The following is a 20519-nucleotide window of genomic DNA, read 5'->3' as shown; positions in this document are numbered from 1 at the left end:
GTAAACTCTTGTCCGCGAATGCGGATCGTCCAAATCACAACTAAATGTCCGTCCCGAGAGGATCAAAGACCTCACCCGTTCGGGCTACGCGGATGGGCGATGCCGGGAGCTTGGCGAGGCTAAAGATCGCAACGATCGAGAAGATGAACGCCAGAGTCCAGATGAAGACTGAACCGAGGATTGCTCCTCCGGCGGCAAGGCTCATATTGAATGAGAAGTGTGCCAGCATTGTGCTCACGAGATGGCCTCTCGTGTGGTTGAAGAGCAACGCTAAGAAAATGCCGAACGCAGCAACTATAAGGAGGAACGCTATGGGAGGCATGTGCTGTTGCGCCATACCGGGAAAAAAGAAAGCTGGAATGTGCCAGAGTGCCCACGTGATCGCCATTACGAGTGCCGCGACCCGAGGGCTAAGCTTGCGTTCAAGGTGGGAAAGAAGGAAGCCTCTCCATCCCAGTTCCTCGCCCATTGCGCCAGTAAACACTTGCAGCCCAAGGGTAAGGGGCAGAGCCGCAACCGGAAGAAAAGCGGCTCCGGAGTGCAAGTGCCTCGCGATGATAACCGCACAAACTACGGTTGCGACTGGAATCAGGATGCCGATCAGGTACCACAACTTGTTCTTCGGAAATCGTCGAAACAGAAGACCGAGTAGGTTACGGATCCCCGAAGTGCCCTCAAAAGAGAAGGACAGGGCCAATGCAATCACAGTTGGCGACCATACCGTGACGAACACGAATGTAAAGAATGCCCACAGATGCCCTGCTGCAAACGTCGGGCGTAAAAGTAAGCAGGCCCACCATCCGACGGCGTTGACGAGAACGATGAAGGCCAGGATCGGGCCCCATTCGGAAGAGGAGCCACGCTCATCGTTAAAGGAACCATGCAACGGAGTTTCTGGCACCCTTGCCTCCTCGGAAGCGAATCGCGAAGGCCACTAATTCCGCCGCACTACACACAGCATACGCCTGATGGATGCTCATAAGTCGGCATAGCGGAAGCGATTCAGGTCACGCCCCAATCAATGATTCTCCCGCAAATTCCTCCGGTCCCTCGCATCGAGCGGTGACAATCGCTTTGATCAATTTCCCCTTCAATTCGAAAGGAACGCGAGCGAACGACTTCAAGGAAAAATTGGAGTGGGATGGGCCTGTGATTGGATTCTATAAGCCTTGCCGAAGCGGACGCGAAAGAGCCAATAGATCATCAAGGGGAATGGGAGAACGGCGAGGATCGTAAGGAAGATGGAGCCGCGCAGGAAAGCGGGAAAGACCTGTTGCTGGCCAAGGAAGAAAGATCCTGTTGCAATGAAGAGTCCAAAGCACATCCGCCATAAATGACGCGTAGTTCGCCCTCTGTCGGAGATGCCACCGCAGGCAAGCATGCGGATGTCTCCTGCGGCGGCGACCAGGAGGACGGCCGCCATGAAAAAGCACATAGCAGCGGGGGCGTTCTTGTCTGGGTGGTGGATGGTCCAGACGCCGAGCATGATGATGGCGGCGGCCCCGCAGGTGCCGACGAGAAGTGCGGCGAGGTCAAGCCGGCCTATGCCTCGGCCGCGACCAGCGAGCCACGCCGTGCTGACCATGTAGAAGGTGATGATGCTGCCGATGATGTTGCCGTGTTGCGACTTCATGATGGCGAGACAGAGGGCGCTTGAGGCCAGGGTAATCATAGCGACGGTGAAGATGTTTCCTGAGGCGCGATGGAGGCGGCTGCCTTTGCGGACAGCAATCGCGAATGTGCCGGACAGCAAGCCGACGGTGCCAGCGAGAATGTGGAGAATCAAGAGCAGGGGCCGCATGCTTCCACGTCGTTTCAGCATTGACCGCTTCAATGAAGGATCGCTGCAGCGCGGGTGCGCAACTAACCGTTGCATCTGCCTTTAGAGAAAGCTGTCTCTTTCGATACACCTCTGTATTTTCGAATCACTTGGCGAGTTGGATGGCTCTTGTCGGCGAAAGCTAATCGATACAAGGGACTCGTACAAGTGGCTTTCCGCCGCTCAAACAACGGCAATATAGGGAAGTCCCACGCGCAACATGGTGGTTCCACCGTATTTGCTTTGGACCGCGACATCGGGAGCTTCGATCGTGGACTGATTGCCGTCTCCTCACCTCAGAAGAACGATCAAGGTGGCGGCGGTCGCCAGATGAAGCAGGATATGCGCAGTGTTTGGGACCATTCCATTGCGCACCGGCAAGAAGGAATGCGTTTTGCCGAACATGATTTGATAGCGAGCAGCTCGCTTCGGTTCCGGTCGGAAAAGATAAGGTATCCACCAGGCGCGGATTTGCCCAATCAAGAGCAGGCCATAGCTAATCACGAGCCAGTCGTAAAGCCAGTCCGGATAAGGTTGTCTAAAGTGCAACAGGCTAAAGCACAGCCCGATGGTCCGCGGTACGCCTTGAATGAGAGTTACAGTGACGAGACGGCGTGTCGTATCCTGGCTGCGTACCGCTGCGACATCGTTGAGACGTCCAAGGGGAATCCAGTCGTGAACCCAGAGAAAGAGAACCTGAAGTACTTGGAGAGCGAGCAAAACCATCTCGATTTCACCATTTGCAGGGAAATGCCGCCGTCCCATTCTCGTCCTCTTGCACCATTATTACCTCGATTACTCCGAGTCACGGGCAATACAGAAAGTATCCATGTGGGCGTATAACCGGCTTCGCGTAGATTTGACCGCTTTACCAGCGAAGGCAGCCAACTCAAGTTCAAGTTGACGAGAAGGCGACTAATCGGCCATGTGGCTCGCATTTCATTGTCAGTGAGCGCATTGGCGATCTAGCGTCAATTGATAGTCCAGAGAAATCCTCCTGAGCTTGGCTGCCAATACTTTCGCGATCTGTCAAAGCCGATCGACCGTCATACAAGTGATCACAACGTAAAAGCAGCTACTCATCGCCTTGCTGCGGGACGTTTCCCAATCGTTGCCTGCAAAAGATCTCAAGTGGGTGTATCCTCAAGGAATAGTAGTCCGCTTTTCCTTCCTCGCCTCCGGCACACCAGGCATCGCTTCAGACGAGCGTCCTCCAAAGTACACAACCGAAGAGATTAGTTTGCAATCAGTCTCCAATCTGGAGACTCGATGCCGCATGGTATCCCATTCCGAGCCTCCGAATGGCGGTTGGGATCGACGCGTTATCCGTCAGCCTGTCATGTGAAGGAGAGTAACTTGTCTTTGCCAACACGCATCGCATTCGTCGGAAATTATCTACCTCGGGAGTGCGGCATCGCCACATTCACGACAGATCTGTGTAATGCTCTTGCGGTTGAATATGGTTCAGCGCGGTTGTTTGCGATTCCGGTGAATGATCCCGATTCGAGTTATGAATACCCGGAGCAGGTACGCCTGGAGATTACGCAGGATGATTTGGCGTCTTATGAACGAGCTGCTGATTTTCTCAACTTCAACGGGAACGACCTCGTGTGCTTGCAGCATGAGTACGGCATCTACGGAGGGGTCGCCGGGCTTCATATTCTGACCATGCTGCGCAGATTGAAGATGCCGATTGTCACGACACTGCATACCGTGTTACGCGAGCCCAATGCCAATCAACGCGCAGTCCTCGAAGAGATCGCGCAACTTTCGGATCGTCTGGTTGTGATGAGTGAGCTGGCGGCTCGACTGCTTCGCGAAGTGTATGCAATTCCCAGCGGCAAGATCGACGTCATTCCACATGGCGTGCCCGATTTGCCGTTTATGGATCCGAATTACTTCAAGGACAAGTTTGGCACGGAAGGCAAGTCGGTTCTTTTGACCTTTGGCTTGTTGTCTCCAAACAAAGGCATAGAGAACGTGATTCGCGCTTTGCCCGCAGTGCTGGCCCGGCATCCGAATGTGGTGTATATCGTCTCGGGTGTAACGCACCCTCATATCCGGAAGAGGGACGGCGAACGATACCGCGAAGAATTGCAATCATTAGCTGCGCGGCTGGGAGTTTCCGATCACCTGATCTTCAACAATCGGTTCATCAGCAACGAAGAGCTTGTGGAGCATGTAGGCGCAGCAGACATATACATTACGCCTTACCAGCAGGAGGCGCAGGTGGTTTCCGGAACGCTCGCGATTGCCTTTGGCGCAGGAAAGGCCATTATCTCGACGCCGTATTGGCATGCCAAGGAACTGCTTGCGGAGAAGCGCGGTGTGATTGTTCCCTTTGAGCGTTCAGATTCTATTGCAGAAGCAATTCTCGCGCTGCTTGAGAACGATGCAGAACGTCATGCCATGCGCAAGCGCGCCTATCTGCACTCTCGCGGAACGACCTGGCCAAAGACGGCGCATGCGTACATGGAGAGCTTTCAGCGCGCGCGCTTCGAGCGATCCCTGCAGCCAAGGCCGGCGCAATCGCTGGATGCGGCCACAGGCCTGATGGATGGAACGGATTGTCTGCCTGCTTTGAATACGGGCCATCTACTGGCCCTGACGGACGACACAGGCATCCTGCAGCATGCGATCTTCTCGGTGCCGAACACACGCGAGGGATACACGACCGATGACAACGCACGTGCTCTCATGGTGTCCACCCAGCTTGATGAGAACTTCATATATGGAGGCAATGGGGAGCATCCGAATCTCTCACGCCGCTACCTGGCCTTCCTTTGGCTGGCCTTTCATTCCGAGAGTGGACGGTTTCGCAACTTTCTCGGCTATGACAGGCAATGGCTGGAGAATATTGGTTCGGAAGACAGTCATGGACGTGCATTGTGGGCCCTGGGCTCCGTACTTGGGCGTTCGCAGGATGCAGGGTTGCGCGGTGCAGCGGGCAGGCTGTTTGAAGCTGCGGTACCGGCGGCACTCACCTTCAGCAGTCCGCGTGCATGGGCTTTCAGTATTCTAGGATTGCAGGCATACCTCGACTGGTTTCCAGGCGACCGCCTGATGCAGGGTATTCGCAACACGCTTGCCAATCGACTGCTGGACATATACGACCGCTGCCGCTCCGATAGCTGGCATTGGTTCGAAGAGAGCTTGTCGTATTCGAACGCCAGGCTGCCACAGGCGCTCATTTTGACTGGATGGCGCAGCAACAACAAGCGAATGGTCGAGGCTGGCATTGAGTCGCTGGAATGGCTGGTGGCCGCACAGCACGGGGGAGACGGAGAGACCTTCGTTCCCATCGGCTCCAATGGATTTTTTGCACAGGGAGCAGAAAAAGCTCGTTTCGATCAGCAGCCCGTGGAAGCATGCGCCACGGTTTCCGCTTGCCAGGAAGTCTACCGTCTCACCAGAGACAGCCATTGGCAAACGGAAGCACGACGGGCCTTCCGCTGGTTCCTTGGCAAGAATGATCTGCTTGCGCCGTTGTATGACCCGATTACAGGTGGGTGCCGTGATGGCCTTCACCCTGACCGGGTGAATGAAAACCAGGGCGCGGAGTCTACCATTTCGTTCCTGATGGCTCTACTCGATATGCAGGCTGCGGAAGCTGCAAACATGAATGAATTGCACCAGGAAATGAGTGTGTCTTCTTGAATAGGGATTCTTCAGCAACATTACTGCCCGATTCATCCGTTCCCGAACAGCTGGTACGGAAAGCCTCAGTCGAGGCTCCACTTTTTGAGCGGCATCCCGGAAACCCTATCCTCAGCCGGGAAGATTGGCCTTACCAGATCAATAGCGTGTTCAACGCGGCCGCCGTTCGCCTGGCGGATGGAGACACTCTACTTCTTTGCCGCGTGGAAGACCGGCGTGGACTTTCCCATCTATGCGCTGCCCGCTCCAGCAATGGAATTGATGGGTGGCGCATCGATCCTGAGCCGACACTTCCAGCAAGTCCTCAGGGGTACCCGGAAGAGCTATGGGGCATTGAAGACCCCCGCATCACTTTTGTCCCGGAGCTCGATCAGTATGCGGTCGCCTATACATCGTTCGCGCGCGGTGGTCCCGGGGTATCCCTGGCTCTGACAAAGGACTTCAAGACATTTAATCGCTACGGTGTGATCATGCCGCCGGAGGACAAGGACGCAGCGCTTTTGCCGAGAAGAATTAACGGCAGCTGGGCGCTGATTCATCGCCCAGTTACGACCCTGGGCGCTCATATGTGGATCTCCTACTCGCGGGATTTGAGGCATTGGGGGAGCCACAAGATCATCCTCGAAGCGCGGCGGGGCGGATGGTGGGATGCAAACAAGATTGGACTGTGCTCTCCACCGATCGAAACATCCAAGGGATGGCTCACCATCTATCACGGCGTGAGGCAAACGGCTTCCGGAAGTATCTATCGTCTCGGGCTAGCGCTTTTTGATCTGGAACGCCCCGATATCTGCCTGCAACGCGGAGATTCCTGGATCTTTGGACCGGAAGCCCCTTATGAGCGAAGCGGAGACGTGAACGATGTTGTCTTCCCTTGCGGACAAACCATCGGTGTAGATGGAGACACGATCTACCTGTACTACGGAGCAGCGGATTCTTCTGTAGCTCTGGCCACCGGCAGTATTCGTCGCTTGCTCTCGTGGTTGGAATCGAACTCAGACCCTGAATCCTCAAGCACCAGCCACTTTTCAAATCAACACGAAACCCGGAGTGAATGAGCGTGAATGAAACTATCAGGCAAAGGCTGAACTCGGCACCGCAATTACTTTGGCGACGACGAGAATGTCCTCGTTGCAACTCCGTCTCATTCAAACAGGCTGAGTTGCGGCCGTTCGATGGTCTTCTTAGCATGTTTGCCCTTCGTCCAGTCCGCTGTGTCTTTTGTTGGCGGCGATATTACTGGATTTCAATGCACGCTGCACTCGCTGAATGAATACCTGCAAGACCATAGTGGGTTTGCCTAAATGAATCGATCTTGAATCAAAAATCAGCTGCCAATCAAACTCTGCAATCATCTCGTATTGCAAAAGCTTGAATGGCGACAACACGACGACGCGCTGATTGACCTATTCAGATCGATCTGTGTCTTCGGCAAGTTGCCGTATAACCGGCTTAGCGGCGATTAGGCCCGGGCTTTTCCCGCAAAACCAACTGGACGCAAAGCCGACTTGCCGACTATTCGGCAAACTGGCTTGATCTCATTTATTGATGGGTGAGTTGGCGATTTACGGCCAACTCAGTACAGTCAGATACTGCAGCCAGCCGTCCAGGTACACCATTTTTGCGCGAACTCGCCATGCCGGAGAAGGGGCGGAGCCTGGCTAACTAAGACAACTGACGCGCGATGGTGGGGTCCTTGATTTTCGTATCGCTCATCAGCAGAAGCGCCTTGCTGAGAACCAAGCCAAGGATGCGGTCGCCCTCAAACGGCAGGGGCAGATTCGCCGCCGTATCGCCTGGACCGTGCACGATGCACAGATAGCGGCTGCCCGGCTCAATGAGGACATTGGCGCTGCCGATGTGGATGCGGTACTCGTGGAGGTCCCCGCGAACCACGAGGAATCGGCCATCCAGCCGGCACCGGTCTCGAATGGCCAGTTTCGGCAGCAGACTTTCAAGAACCGTTCTCCGGTTCTCTGACGCAGTGTTCAAATCGCCAAATGCGAATTGCTGCCAGTAGGGTGAATGCGGATCGTCCGCGTGATCACGATTCCAGGCTGGGTCTGCACCGATGCTTGTCACACCAACGAACAGGTCGCAGTCACGCATCACCTCGGAGAAGACCAGCACAGGGATCTCCTCGAGGCGAAGGGCCGCGGCTCGACGAAGACCAAGAAACTTTCTCGGCAACCGTATTCCGAAGGGTCCGTTTTCCGCGTTATTCGGCTCGGCAACCTTGAGCGGAACGAATTCAACGCGGCCCGTGCCAATGGCCAGATACACGCCGTGCGCGGTGGTGGATTCGTCGTCTCCATCCTCCGCCTCAGGAAACTCCACATCGAACTTCGCGACTAGGTTGTACTGGCTGAGCTCGAGCGACGGTGTATTGTGCGAGTCCCAGCTACCCATCGCCTTGAACTTCCAGCCTCGCTCACGGCAAAGAGAAACGAACTGGTGCTGGCGAATGACGTGCGACGCGAAACGATTGGAGTAGGTCTCCGTTTTGCGTTCGGCGTCGGTCAGCAAGTAGACCTCGCGATGCGCCTGCTTGAACGGCTGGCGCACCTGATGATCCTCCAGCCAGCAACGCCAGTTCAGGATCGTCTGGACGTCGGACCGGATCGGATGCCACAGCCGCACGCGTGCCTCAAGAGATGGCTGGATAGCATGGCTCGACCAATCCACGAGACCGCCTTGCCAGAGAATGGCGGTTCGCGTTTCACCGCCGTCCTCGAACTCCCAGATAAGGCGAGCCGCGAAGTGCGAGACCAGCGGATGATCGAGATACCACTGCTTCCACCGCTCGTAAGAACAAGTGCCATGCGAAATCAACTGGCGCTCAAGCCGGAACCGCTGCGCCGCGATCTGTCCGTCGAGCTCCTTGACGCTACGGTTCAAGTCCTTGAGCAGTTCGGCGTGCTCCTCTTTGACGCTCGCCGGCACGCTCTTCAAGGTTTTGCCTTCGCGGCTCCAGGTTAGCGATGCCCCATCGCGGCCAATTGCGAGCCTCGCTTCGCAATCCCCAGCCTGCTCAATTCGGCCGCCCGCCGCATCCAGTCCGAATGTCGGAACCGCCATTGCCTCTAGATCGTCGCGGGATACCTGATTGCGCTCGGCAGCCTCGTTCATCGCCTTTTCGATGAGTCTGCGGGCCACGTCATATTTGACCCTCCCTGCCAGGCGGCTCAATTGCGACACACCCGCGAGACCCGGCATGGCGGCCAGCGCATTCACGCACGCATTGCCCACGCGATGCGAAACGGCGCCGATCATCGGTATCTTCCGAAAACAGCCGAATGCGAAGTCCGCGATATCCGGCGCGATGGAAACGTCGCCGAGCGTGCCAAGCACCCAAATGAATCCCTTCTGGTAATCCGCCTCCGCCTCGGAAGTCTGGATCATCTTTTCGCCTGGGGTAGGCCCCAACGCCAGCCAACGCCGAGCCGCGTCCAGAACCTCTGCCGGTCCGATTCGCGAGGCCAGATTCACGGCTTTGCTCTGCCATTTCTTCGAAGCTGTGCTCTGCGTGAGTGATCGCGCATGAAGCAGAAGCGCATGCCAATCGAACTTCTTTTCAAATGTGGCGACCTCCTCGAAAACGATTCGACTCCATGCGCCGGCGGGCGTAACAGGTTTTTCCTTGGGCCCGCCGATAAGAACGTCGATTCGCTCGTGGATCTCCTTCATCTCAGGCTCGCCGTGATATCGGGTGACGCAGCCGCGCAACCGATACAGCGCCGTAACCAGGGCTGGGGTCCTGGGAACACAATCGATTGCCGATAGGATTGCTTTGAAAGGAAACGGCAGCTGCGGCTTCGAGACAAGCTCCACCAACCGCACCGCCTCGAGAGAGTTCAGTTCCACGCCGCTCCGCAGAAGAGTAGCCGCAACAATCTTCAAAACGATCTTGAAATGAAACGCCTGGCTATGGATGATCTCGTTGAGCGCCTCAAAGACGACGCCTACGCGCACCTCCGACGGCTCGGCTTTCAGCCGGCTCACGGGCGCTTCCGCCAACCTGAGTACATCTCGCTCCCGGTTGACGAACGGATTGGATCCGAAGATGCTGACCAGTTCGAACATCCAATCGCTTGAGTTCGGGGAGACTTCGGGCGCGGGAAATTGGGAACGCAAGGCCCGCTGCAGCGCTTCAGGATCAACCGCCATTTCATCCTCCGACGAGCGGGACCAGCTTGATGAAGTCGATCTCCGAATTCTCTTTAAGATCTAGCCGCTCGTCCAATTCCGTAACTTGCCTTCCATCGACAAGCACAAGAAAACCGTTCTTCTCGAAACTCGACCAAGCGCGTCGGCATTGCACTTCCCAATTGAGCGGCCGCTTAGTCTTTAGCCGGAATCCGTTCAGAATCTGCTCCGATTCTTCCGGCTGTACCAACCCCTGAAACGCATCCGGAAGTGCCTGGTTATAGCGTTCCACCTCTTGTTGGAGGCGGGCACGGATCAAATCCCGCAGCGTCACTAAACCTGCGCCCAGCCGAATTCCATCGGCAGGTTTCCGCTCGCCTTGAAGGGGTGCGTCGAAGATCAAGATCGCCATGAGCTTCTCCCACTTCAGCACAAAACCGATGCGAAAGACAGGGCCGCGGATCGACCGAGCATTGGCAGGCCCGAAGTTCGTCTGGAATTGGAATCCAGTTTATCGCAAAGACATGTCGCGAAATCGATAGGGATGAGTCGGCCATTACGCAGGAATGATTAGGCTCTCCATGGTTGCCAACAAGGCAACGCTCTCATTGATCTATTCAAGTCGATCAGTGTTCTGGGCAGGTGGTCGAAAAACCGGCAACCCGGACAAATGAATAACGCAGATTCAACCGTTTCGGCTCTCTCGATGAGCGCGTTGTCTCCAATGTGCTCATTGAGCGCCTGGAAGACGTGTCGTACCCGACAGCCTAGTGTTTCCGAGGTAAAACGACTTGTGCTGCCATAGCCGGAACCGGTTCCGGGGAGGTGCTGGTCAGAGTTTGACGAGACGATCGGGCTGTTCTGGAGGCAATTGGCGGCCCTGGGCGACGAAATCTTCGAGCCTTGCCGGAACAACTCCGCCTCATCCCAGATGCGGCTCGAAACGCTCTTGCGGATGCGTTCTCCGTTTACACGAGCCTCGACCCACTTAGGGCAGTTGCACTGACGGTACTGGCGGTCGTGTTTGTATTTGCAATCGGAAGTGTGGCGGGTAAAGGCGAACGAGTTCACAAGGCAGTGGGACGTGTCCGGAAGGCTGAAATGGGGCAAAATTTTCGGGAGGCTTTTGGTACCATGAGCCGTTTGGTCACAAAACGGTCACAAATTTGATCACAAGGACCAGCACTGTTTTCTATTGTTTCTCTAAGTATATGAAATTACAGCGACTAGCGATGGTGACGTCGGTTCGTGATAGGTCTTAATGAATTTATGCGTAAATTATTGAAAATAAACAATTTAATGGTGGAGGCGGCGGGAGTCGAACCCGCGTCCGAAATCGTAGTCAGCCGAGAGACTCCATGCTTAGTCCAGTTCAGAAAATTCGCTTCCAGCGCTCAGAACGGACAAGAAACGCCGGAAACTAGTCCGATGATCTTATTGTTGCCACACGGACCGAGCGGCAACAACCAGCCTGCTGTGCGACGCCCGCTCTCAGCCCACAGGCAAAGATGAGGAGGACGGCTGCCTATTTAATTAAGCAGCAAGTGCCAGATTGTCGTTGGCAATTGTGTTTTTGTAAGCGATTACGGGTGCCCACACCCCGGCATGCCTCTCTGCTGCTTGCAATCCCGTCGAAACCGTGACGCCCCCACTTGGGCAGGACATCAGCCGGGCCCTAAGGCGCGCGCTGCATACGTAATTGTACGCTCTTTCCCCCCGGATTGCGGCCGCCTGGGCAAACTCTTGCCGTCGCTTACTGACTTTCAAGCGGGATCTTTTCGTATTCATGGCGTTCAATCGCGGCGCGTATCTCGACCGGCGTCTTGCCGAGCTTGGTCTGCTGATACGCAAAGAAGCCCTCTTTCGCACAGGTTGAGCACTCCGTGCCGTGCAGTCCTTCGAAGCAGCTGCGCAGGCTGGTATGGCCAAGGGAGCGGTCACATCGGCAATTGCAAGGTAACTGATACAGCACAGCTGAGACCTTCGCGGCATCCTGGTAAACGTGTACTTGCCACGGATACCGGAAACTCTCGCCCGTGAGTTTGGCTCCGCTCAAAATTGGAGGTAACGAACTAACCTTGAGAGGCGCCGACGGGTGATATGCAGGAATATCGTCGGCTGGATTCATCCATTGTGCGTAACTGATAGCCGTCGCGCCAGCCAGCAGGAGCGCCAAAGCCAGGCGCGAAAAACCCCAACTTTTCATCGTCGAACCTCGCCTCATCATTCTAGCGCCATACGGTAGACAAAAAAAGACGGCACGAACGGTTCTCTGTTCGTGCCGGGAGGCCAGTGACGCAACTTACTTGCCGCTGAAGATGGGAGACTCAGTGCCATCTCCAACTGCAATATCTACACCTTACTATAGATTTGAAAGAAAGCAAATACCAAAATCAAAATATTTGCAGGAGTGAGGTCAAAAGCAGGCAAGTTTTTGGATGCTCCAGCCGCGTACAATCTTTCTTGACAGGGTAACGCCGGCAGTATTTGCCCTTGGAGACGAACATTGGCAAACGATAGTAATGATGAGATTTACCGTCAGGACATATCTTCCGCCAGGAAGGTATCCAAGGTTCTCGGCCTGGGGTTCGTCTCCGCAGCCTCGGCAATTGCAGGAGGATTGGCCGTTGCTTGGTGGTATCGCAAAACGCTCACCAAACTCCAGAATCCCATAGTTTCTGTAAATCACCCGCAACCCGAATTCGAGAAATCCGACCGTGAATCTGCTGAGCGCGAAACCGCCCCGCTCGAATCGCAGGATTGAGGTACCTAAAGGATTTTGTCGATCCCAGCGGCGAGCGAGAAGTCCCGCTCAGTGATACCACCGGCATCGTGGCTCGACAACGCCAGATTGACCTTGTTGTAACGGATGTCGATATCCGGGTGATGTCCAGCCCGCTCCGCAAGCGCAGCAACCGAGTTGACGAAGCTCATTGCTTCCCGAAAATCCGTAAACGAAAAATTCCTCACCAGGTTGCCATCGTTCAGCTTCCAATCCGGAAGTGTCGCGAGGCCCTGCTCAATTTCCGCCGAGGAGAATGCTGGCATGACTGGCTCCTGTCTCTAGAGAATTCCCGCTTGGCCGGAATCTACCGGGAAGGCGCAGTGACCTGGGCGGCATTCAGGTCGGCAAATGCGGGGGTTGTTCCTGTAATCTCCGTCCTGAGTTCAACCCAAAGCTCATTTGGAATCTTGAGGAAAACCTCAACCACCGACGGATCAAACTGAGTTCCGGAGCACCGCAGAATCTCCAACCGCGCGACGTCAAAACTCTTTGCTCCACGGTAGGGCCGGTCGCTGGTAATCGCATCCAGGGTGTCCGCGATCGCAAAGATCCTCGCTCCGATCGGAATGGCATTGCCGCGCAGACCCCGGGGATAGCCGCTGCCGTCGTAATGCTCCTGATGGGCGTAAACGATTTCCGCAGCCTCGTTCAAAAACGGAATCTTGTGCAGGATGTTATATCCGCGCTCACAATGCTCCCGCATCAGCGTCTGCTCCGCGAGCGTGAGTTTGCCGGGCTTGCGCAAAATCGCGTCCGGGATGGCCATCTTGCCAATGTCATGCAAAAAGGCTCCGCGCGCGATCACCTTGATTGCGTCCGAACCAATTCCCATCGCACGAGCGAGGGCGATGGTGTACGCAGTCACCCGCTTCGAGTGACCCTCCGTTTCGGAGTCCTTCAAATCCAGCGCGTCACCCAAAGCCTCCAGCGTAATGTCGTAAGACCGTTCCAGATCCACGATAGCCTGGTGCAGCAACTCGGTGCGGGCCTGCACAATCTGTTCGAGATTCTGCTGATAGCTTTCGTTTTCGCGCAGCGTCTTGCGATGGTCCAGCGCGCGCCGCACGGTGGTCAGTAACTGGTCGCGTTCGAAGGGTTTAAGAAGGTAGTCGTAAGCGCCTTTGCGCATCGCCGTGATGGCTACGCTGATGTCTTGGATCGCCGTGACCATGACCACCGGCGTCTGTGGTTGATCGATGTGAAGGCGCTCCAGCAGACCGATTCCGTTGCCGTCCCGCATCACCATGTCCGTCAGGACGAGGTCGAAGTGCTGCCGATCGATCAGTTCAAAAGCCTCTGAATTACTGCCGGCCAGAACAGTGACGTAATTCTGCCGCTCCAGAGTCGCGCCCAGCATGGCGCGCACATGGGGCTCATCGTCAACGATCAGAATTCTTGCAGGTGACCCCATACGCTCCTCCCGTACCCGCATCCCAGCGTCTGTTTGCCATTATTACGCAGATACGCACCGTAGAAACTGCACTTTGGCCCATTGGGGTGACCTTCGGCACTTTCGGTAACTGGCACGTTCGGACAATCCCCAGATCTTTCCTGCATATTCCATATTCAAAGGCAAATGACGAGGCGAAATCAAATTTCTCAACCCCCGCATCCCATTACTAACGGAACCATACCATTTTTCGTTCCCTGGGCGAATGCATCTGTACCGGAATCGCGGCTCCTCAGCTCTGCTTTCCTCGCTGTTCCCGTCTTGCAGCAGCCCATCCGTCTTTGGTGACCTGCCGGCTTCTGCCCACAGCCAGCGCATCCGCAGGCACCTCCCGCGTGATGCAGGACCCAGCTCCGATATAGGCTCCGTCGCCGATCAGAATGGGAGCCACCAGCGTCGAGTCGCTGCCCACAAAGACTCCCTCGCCGATGGTCGTCGTGTGCTTATTCACCCCGTCATAGTTGCACGTGATCACACCCGCGCCGATATTCGAACCGGCTCCAACCACGGCATCTCCGAGATACGTCAAATGGCTGGCCTTGGCTCCTTTGCCGAGTTTAGCTTTCTTCGTCTCGACGAAATTGCCGATATGCACGTCCTCGCCAATCTCGCTTCCCGGCCGAAGATGGGCAAACGGCCCGATCTTGGCCCCGCCGCCGATCTCAGAGTCCGCAATGATGCAACTCTGGCGAATAAGTACGTTATCGGCGAGAACCGAGTTTTCGATGACCGTGCTCGAACGAATCATGCAATCGGAGCCGATTTTCGTTCGCCCCAACAGTTGCACGTACGGCTCAATCACCGTATCCGGCCCGACCTCAACCTCCGCGTCGATCACGCAAGTTTCAGGGCGAAAAATCGTGACTCCCTGCAGCATCAGCCGCAGCGCCGTTTTGGCGCGCAGACTTGCATCCAGCGCAACCAACTCCGGAATCGTATTCGCGCCCAGCACCTCATCCGCATCTGCGGCCTCAACGGCCGTCACAAGTTCCCCTTCTCGAACGAATATCCGAGCCAGATCAGTCAGATAATATTCGCCGTTCTCATCGTTCGAGATTAGCCATTTCAAGTGAGAGATAAGAGGCTTTGTCTGAAATACATATATCCCAGTGTTGATCTCGGGAATTCTCAACTGCTCCGACCTCAGGAACTTCTGTTCCACGATTGCTTCAACTTCAAGGGCATTTTCACTTTCGCGGCGCACGATTCGGCCATATCCAAACGGATCTTTAGGCAGCGCCGTAAGAATCGTCATTGCCGATCCCAGCCGGTGGTACTCCAACAGCATTTCCAGAGTCTCAGGCCGAATCAACGGCACATCCCCCGAAAGCACCAGCACGTCGTTATAACCCGCAATCGCCTCACGCGCACACTGAATCGCATGACCGGTACCCAGCTGCTCTGCCTGCAATACAAAATTGACGTTAGTGCCAGCAACCGCCGTCTGCACCCGTTCAGCCTCATGCCCGACAACGACATGAATATCCGCCGCTGGCACGATCTTGCTCGCCGCCGCGATCACATGCGCCAGCAGCGGCTTGCCTCCGATCTCGTGCAGCACCTTCGGCCGGCGCGACTTCAGCCGCGTTCCTTTACCCGCCGCCATGATGACAACCGCCAGACTCACCGAACCCACCTCATCCTGCTCTGCATACAATCTCCCAACGTCGGCGGATCAGCTTGACCTCGTCCGCCTCTCCACATTTGAAACTATGCGGGAGCCAAAACGGAGGCAATCGTCGAGCTTCCGCAAAGATTCCCCAAAGATTCCTCGAAGATTCATAGTCCCGATCGAACCGAACCCCAGCCCATCTCGTATAGTCCCTGAACGGGAGTTTCCAATGCGTCGATGGGGTATCCGGCTGGTTCGTATTCTCGCAGTTGCCATTGTGGTGGCCGCCATCGCAATCTGGATGCTCACCTACTGGCCGCGCCGCGTAGCGCATCCGCCATTGCAGTTGGCGCACGGAACTCTGGCCATCCAACACGCGCGCATCTACATCTCTCCCACCGATCCGCCAATCCCGGACGGCACAGTAGTCATCGTCGACGGACGCATCGCCGCCGTCGGGCCTGACGCAGCGCCGGGCGCAGCCGTACCGCCCGGTGCGACGATCCTCCCATGCGATCACTGTACCGTCACCGCAGGCTTCTGGAACGCCCACGTCCACTTCACCGAGCCAAAGTGGAGCCTCGCCGAATGGAAACTGACCGGCGAACTGAACGCCCAGCTAGCCGACATGCTGACCAGCCGCGGTTTTACCACCGTCGTCGACACCGGCTCCAACCTAATCGACACCTTGCCCATCCGCCGCCGCATCGAGAGCGGAGAACTCGCCGGCCCATTCATCTACACCGCCGGCGGCCCGCTCTATCCGCCCCACGGAATCCCCTATTACATCGCCGCGCCGAGCTGGCTGAAGCTCTTCTTCTCGCAGCCAAACACGCCCCGCGCAGCCGTCGACGACGTTCAACGCAACCTGAACAAGGGCGCAGACATCACCAAACTCTTCACCGGCTCCTGGATAGCGCACGGCAAAGTCCTCCCCATGCCGTTCGACATCGCCAAAGCCGCCGTCGAACGTACCCACCTGAACGGACGCCTGGTCTTCAGCCATCCCTCAAACCTCGCCGGAACCCAGATCGCAATTCAATCCGGCGTGGATGTCCTCGCCCACGCTCCCGACAGTCCTGAAGGCATCGACCGCGCCCTCTTCACCACCATGGTTCACCAGAACATGGCCATGATTCCCACGCTCAAGATGTTCGCAACCACAGTGACAAAAGATCCCGCCTATCTGGACCCCATCTACGCCGAAGTCCGCCAGTTCCACGCGCTCGGCGGCCAACTCATCTTCGGCACCGACGTCGGCTACATGACCGACTACTCCACGCAGGATGAGTTCGAAGCGCTGGGCAAGTGCGGCCTCTCGCCAATGGACACACTGGCCATGCTCACCACCAACCCCGCCAGCCGTTTCGGCGTTTCAAACGCCAAGGGCACCGTAACTCCCGGCAAACTAGCCGACCTGACCATCCTCGACGGAGATCCCGCGCAAGACCCACTGTCCTTTTCCAAAGTCCGAATGACCATCCGCTCCGGCCGTGTGATCTATCAACGCTGACCCTTGCTGCATCCCTGTCGCTGTGGTCCGCGCTCAAAACCGCAGCCGTCGTCGAGGCATACCTGGGTGAGCGCATCGGCTTGTTGCAACAACTGAGAATAATGTGGGCACTTCGACGATCGTTCCCGGTTTGCGCGTGATTCGGGAGTCTGAAAAATCACCCTGCATTATCGTGATTGGAACGGAGCGGAACTTCTCCTTCTCGGTATAGATTCATAGCATCATGTTCTCAGGGGGTCTGTATGAGGCGACTTTTCTTCCTGGCGTTGATTCTCGTACTGCACATGAATCCCTTAGCGGCCTTCTCACAGAAGGCAGATTCAGCATTGCAGCCTTTGGCTTTTTTGTCAGGTCGATGGACCAGTGATCCCATAGAAGGACAGGAAGAAGAGTACTGGTCGCAACCAACAGGGCGAAGTATGGTAGGCACCTTCCGCGTGGTGAAGGATGGCGATGCCGTCTTCTACGAATTCTGGGCCATTGAGGTGGAGGATGGCAAGGCCGTCTTCAAGATGAAGCATTTCGATCGCGGCTTACTTGGCTGGGAGGACAAATCCGATATGGTTCGTCTTAGCCTATCTGTCAGCGGTTTGCAAGATATTTTGTTCTCAAAACCAGATGGCAGTCTTTCCCTTCGATATCAACGGAGTGGAGATGAGTTGGTGAGTACGCTGCGGCGAGTCAAAGATGGGCGGACAAGGGAAGATACCTTTCGTCTGCACCGAAGCAAGGAATAATACTCGGATTCGGACAGCATGAGATCGAACCATCTTCCTTGATGATCAGCAATCCGGAAATGGTCTGGGGCAAGCCTCAGTTTATGACAAATAGCCAATGCGCTTGCTGAGAAACGAGCGAAGAGGCACTCGAAAAGCGCTTGCAAAGTCGCATTTCATGTAACTTCAATGACCAGGCCTCAATTTGCTATTGGCATCTAGTCCAAGCCTTGACCCCAACCCGCACATCCTCGTATGCTCGGGATCGTTCAGGCTCGGTCTGACTCTGTCAAAATCCAGGCCAGAAATCCAAGCCAGATGGGAGACTCATGACCACAGCAGCGACGGCAGAAATCTCTGAGCAAGCCCTCAAACCGATGCCGAACGCCGAACCCATGCTTATTCGCAGCGCCGCCGTCCTCGGAGCAGGCACAATGGGCTCGCGCATCGCCGCCCACCTGGCCAACTGCGGCATTCCCGTCCTGCTGCTCGACATCGTTCCCGCCACAGAAGCGGATTCCCGAAACAAACTGGCAACTTCAGCAATCGAGGCGCTGCTCAAGGCCAAACCAGCCGCCTTTTACGAGCCAAATCTCGCCCGCCTCGTTACACCGGGCAATTTCGAAGACGATCTCCCCAAACTGGCAAGCTGCGACTGGGTCATCGAAGCAGTCACCGAGAATCTCGAAGTAAAGCAATCTCTCCTGACCCGCGTTCTGCCTCACATCGGCCCCAGCGCAATCCTCACCACAAACACCTCAGGCCTGCCCATAGCGCAGATCGCCAAAAGCCTCGGCAATGCCTTCACGCCGTCCTTTTCCAAACGCTGGTTCGGAACCCACTTCTTCAATCCACCGCGCTACATGCGCCTGCTGGAAGTGATCCCAACAACCGACACGGACCCCGCAATCGTAGCCGCATTGAGTGCCTTCGCGGACCGCATCCTCGGCAAGCAGGTCGTCCTCGCGCACGACACCCCCAACTTCATCGCCAACCGCATCGGCACTTCCAACATGTTCGCCGCGCTAACCCTGATGCAGCAGCAAGGGTTGACTGTCGAAGAAGTGGACGCACTGACAGGAACAGCCATCGGCTGGCCTAGAACAGGCACCTTCCGTCTCGCCGACATGGTCGGAATCGACATCCTCGCCCATGTGGCAAGCAATTTCCGAGAAGACTCGACAAATGACAGCGCTCAACAGTTGATCGGCTCCATGGTCGAGCGCCGCTGGCTCGGCGACAAGACCGGCCAGGGCTTCTACAAAAAGGCTCGCAATGCTGGCGGCGAAGAAGAACGCCTCGCTCTTGACCTCAACACCTTGGAGTATCGCCCGCTCGCCAAAGCCAAAATTCCCTCATTGGAGATGGCCAAAAACGCAGCCAGCCTTCCCGAGCGCCTTCGCATGTTGCTCGCGAACGATCCGAAAAAGGACAAGGCCGCCGCATACCTCTTGCCTCTGCTGGCCAACCTGTGGAGTTACGCCGCCGACCGCATCGGCGAAGTAGCCGACGATGCGCCGTCCATCGATCGCGCCATCTGCGCCGGTTTCAACTGGGAACTCGGCCCATTTGCCATGTGGGACGCAGCAGGCGTGCCCGGCACAGTAGCGCGCCTGAAAGAATTGGGCCTGCCGGTCAGCCCAAGAGTCGAAGCGCTGCTTTCCTCCGGCTTCATAAGCTGGTATTCCACCGATGGATCATCCTGCTATTCGCCGATCACTGGCCAGATGGAGCAAGTAGCCAAAATCCCCGGCCACGCCACCATCGCAGACTTCCGCTCCGCAGCCGGAACACGTCAGGGCGTCGTCAGAAAGAACACCGGCGCGTCCCTGGTTGATCTAGGCGACGGAATCGGCTGCCTGCAACTGCATTCCGTCAAAAGCGCCATCGGCGGCGACGTGGTCTCGCTGCTCAGTTCCGTTCTTAACCCCACAAGCGACGCAGTCCGCGATTTTCGCGGCTTCGTCATCTCCAGCGACCAAGAGAACTTCTCCGTCGGCGCAAATCTCATGCAGCTTCTGCTGGCGATGCAGGAGGGCGAGTGGAGCGATGTGAACCTCGCCATTCGCAACTTCCAGCAGATGACCGCAGCCATCAAGTTCTGCCCGCGCCCTGTCGTGGTCGCGCCGTTTGGCATGTGTCTCGGCGGAGGCACAGAAATCTGCATGCACGCCACCACGCGCCAGGTTCACGCTGAGCTCTACATGGGGCTGGTCGAGGCTGGAGTTGGGCTGATTCCCGGCGGCGGTGGCACTAAAGAGATGGCCCTGCGCGCCCACGATCTCGCCGTGGCGCTCGTTCCACCCGAGCCGCGCGACCCTCCAGCCAAATTCGCCCAATCCGGCGAGTACGCGACAGCCCTGAAACGCGCGCTCGAAACCATCGCCATGGCCAAAGTCTCGACCTCAGCAGCCGAAGCCCGCAGCCTCGGACTCCTCGCTCCCTCGGATTCCGTTACTCGCAACCGCGCGCGCCTGTTGCTCGATGCGAAGGCGCAAGCTATCCTGCTAGCCGAGCAGGGGTACGTGCCGCCCATTCCGAGGTCGCAGATTCCAGTCGCAGGTTTGGCGGCTCTGTCGACGCTCGAAACCGGCATATTCCTGATGGGCGAGGCTGGCTTTGCTTCCGAACACGACCAGAAAGTCGCTCGCAAAACCGCGGATGTTCTCTGCGGCGGCCGACTGACGCCCGGAAGCCCGGTCTCCGAGCAATACCTTCTCGATCTGGAACGCGAGGCGTTTCTCTCCCTCTGCGGCGAACGCAAGACCCAGGAGCGAATTGCCCACACGCTCAAAACCGGCAAACCGCTCAGGAATTAGCC

General features: G+C 56.6%; 15 protein-coding genes and 1 other RNA gene. 6 read left to right on the top strand and 10 right to left on the bottom strand.

Annotated features, from left to right (window positions below):
- Positions 1-40 precede the first annotated feature (40 nt).
- From OHL23_RS17130 to OHL23_RS17120, 3 genes are all read right to left on the bottom strand, one after another.
- Positions 41-901 (bottom strand): CPBP family intramembrane glutamic endopeptidase, encoded by an 861-nt coding sequence (locus OHL23_RS17130; protein WP_263353127.1) that lies wholly within the window; start codon positions 899-901, stop codon positions 41-43.
- Between the two features lie 219 nt (positions 902-1120).
- Complete coding sequence (locus tag OHL23_RS17125; protein ID WP_263353126.1) at positions 1121-1822, bottom strand: DUF2306 domain-containing protein; 702 nt, start codon at positions 1820-1822, stop codon at positions 1121-1123.
- 288 nt (positions 1823-2110) lie between these two features.
- A complete protein-coding gene (locus OHL23_RS17120) occupies positions 2111-2584 on the bottom strand; it encodes a hypothetical protein (protein WP_263353125.1) in 474 nt (157 codons plus the stop codon).
- Between the two features lie 591 nt (positions 2585-3175).
- On the opposite strand from OHL23_RS17120, the gene OHL23_RS17115 reads away from it, so the two are divergent.
- Both OHL23_RS17115 and OHL23_RS17110 read left to right on the top strand, forming a co-directional pair.
- Positions 3176-5476, top strand: a complete 2301-nt coding sequence (locus OHL23_RS17115; RefSeq protein WP_263353124.1) for a glycosyltransferase family 4 protein — start codon at positions 3176-3178, stop codon at positions 5474-5476.
- Entirely contained in the window at positions 5473-6534 is a 1062-nt protein-coding gene (locus OHL23_RS17110) for a glycoside hydrolase family 130 protein (protein WP_263353123.1), read from the top strand. Before OHL23_RS17115 ends, OHL23_RS17110 begins: the two co-directional genes overlap by 4 nt.
- Before the next feature lie 607 nt (positions 6535-7141).
- Here OHL23_RS17110 and OHL23_RS17105 read toward each other — a convergent pair.
- The 4 genes from OHL23_RS17105 to OHL23_RS17090 form a co-directional block, all read right to left on the bottom strand.
- The gene (locus tag OHL23_RS17105; protein WP_263353122.1) at positions 7142-9643 is read right to left on the bottom strand and encodes a DUF4132 domain-containing protein; all 2502 of its coding nucleotides are present in this window, start codon (positions 9641-9643) and stop codon (positions 7142-7144) included.
- Between the two features lies 1 nt (position 9644).
- Positions 9645-10034 (bottom strand): hypothetical protein, encoded by a 390-nt coding sequence (locus tag OHL23_RS17100; RefSeq protein WP_263353121.1) that lies wholly within the window; start codon positions 10032-10034, stop codon positions 9645-9647.
- Positions 10035-10922: 888 nt separating this feature from the next.
- Positions 10923-11272, bottom strand: a transfer-messenger RNA (tmRNA) gene (gene ssrA, locus OHL23_RS17095).
- Positions 11273-11375: 103 nt separating this feature from the next.
- Positions 11376-11828, bottom strand: coding sequence for a PCYCGC domain-containing protein (locus OHL23_RS17090; RefSeq protein WP_263353120.1), 453 nt, complete (start codon positions 11826-11828; stop codon positions 11376-11378).
- Positions 11829-12128: 300 nt separating this feature from the next.
- Between OHL23_RS17090 and OHL23_RS17085 the strand changes: the two genes are divergently transcribed.
- Positions 12129-12386: a hypothetical protein gene (locus OHL23_RS17085; RefSeq protein WP_263353119.1), complete on the top strand. Its 258-nt coding sequence runs from the start codon at positions 12129-12131 to the stop codon at positions 12384-12386.
- Between the two features lie 5 nt (positions 12387-12391).
- Here OHL23_RS17085 and OHL23_RS17080 read toward each other — a convergent pair whose 3' ends face one another.
- The 3 genes from OHL23_RS17080 to glmU form a co-directional block, all read right to left on the bottom strand.
- On the bottom strand, positions 12392-12670 hold the full coding sequence (locus OHL23_RS17080; RefSeq protein ID WP_263353118.1) for a 4a-hydroxytetrahydrobiopterin dehydratase: 279 nt from the start codon (positions 12668-12670) through the stop codon (positions 12392-12394).
- Positions 12671-12711: 41 nt separating this feature from the next.
- On the bottom strand, positions 12712-13818 hold the full coding sequence (locus OHL23_RS17075) for an HD domain-containing phosphohydrolase (protein ID WP_263353117.1): 1107 nt from the start codon (positions 13816-13818) through the stop codon (positions 12712-12714).
- Positions 13819-14089: 271 nt separating this feature from the next.
- Positions 14090-15484 (bottom strand): bifunctional UDP-N-acetylglucosamine diphosphorylase/glucosamine-1-phosphate N-acetyltransferase GlmU, encoded by a 1395-nt coding sequence (glmU, locus tag OHL23_RS17070; RefSeq protein ID WP_263353116.1) that lies wholly within the window; start codon positions 15482-15484, stop codon positions 14090-14092.
- 214 nt (positions 15485-15698) lie between these two features.
- On the opposite strand from glmU, the gene OHL23_RS17065 reads away from it, so the two are divergent.
- The 3 genes from OHL23_RS17065 to OHL23_RS17055 all read left to right on the top strand — a co-directional run bounded on the left by OHL23_RS17065 (position 15699) and on the right by OHL23_RS17055 (position 20517).
- Positions 15699-16982: an amidohydrolase family protein gene (locus OHL23_RS17065; RefSeq protein ID WP_263353115.1), complete on the top strand. Its 1284-nt coding sequence runs from the start codon at positions 15699-15701 to the stop codon at positions 16980-16982.
- A 242-nt stretch (positions 16983-17224) separates the two neighbouring features.
- Positions 17225-17719, top strand: coding sequence for a DUF6265 family protein (locus tag OHL23_RS17060; RefSeq protein WP_263353114.1), 495 nt, complete (start codon positions 17225-17227; stop codon positions 17717-17719).
- Between the two features lie 308 nt (positions 17720-18027).
- Complete coding sequence (locus OHL23_RS17055) at positions 18028-20517, top strand: 3-hydroxyacyl-CoA dehydrogenase/enoyl-CoA hydratase family protein (protein WP_263353113.1); 2490 nt, start codon at positions 18028-18030, stop codon at positions 20515-20517.
- Positions 20518-20519: the final 2 nt, after the last annotated feature.

Origin of the sequence: Acidicapsa acidisoli (assembly GCF_025685625.1) — a bacterium.
Lineage (GTDB): Bacteria > Acidobacteriota > Terriglobia > Terriglobales > Acidobacteriaceae > Acidicapsa > Acidicapsa acidisoli.
The sequence above is the reverse complement of the archived record's forward strand: the minus strand, read 5'-3'. Positions and strand labels throughout refer to the sequence as shown.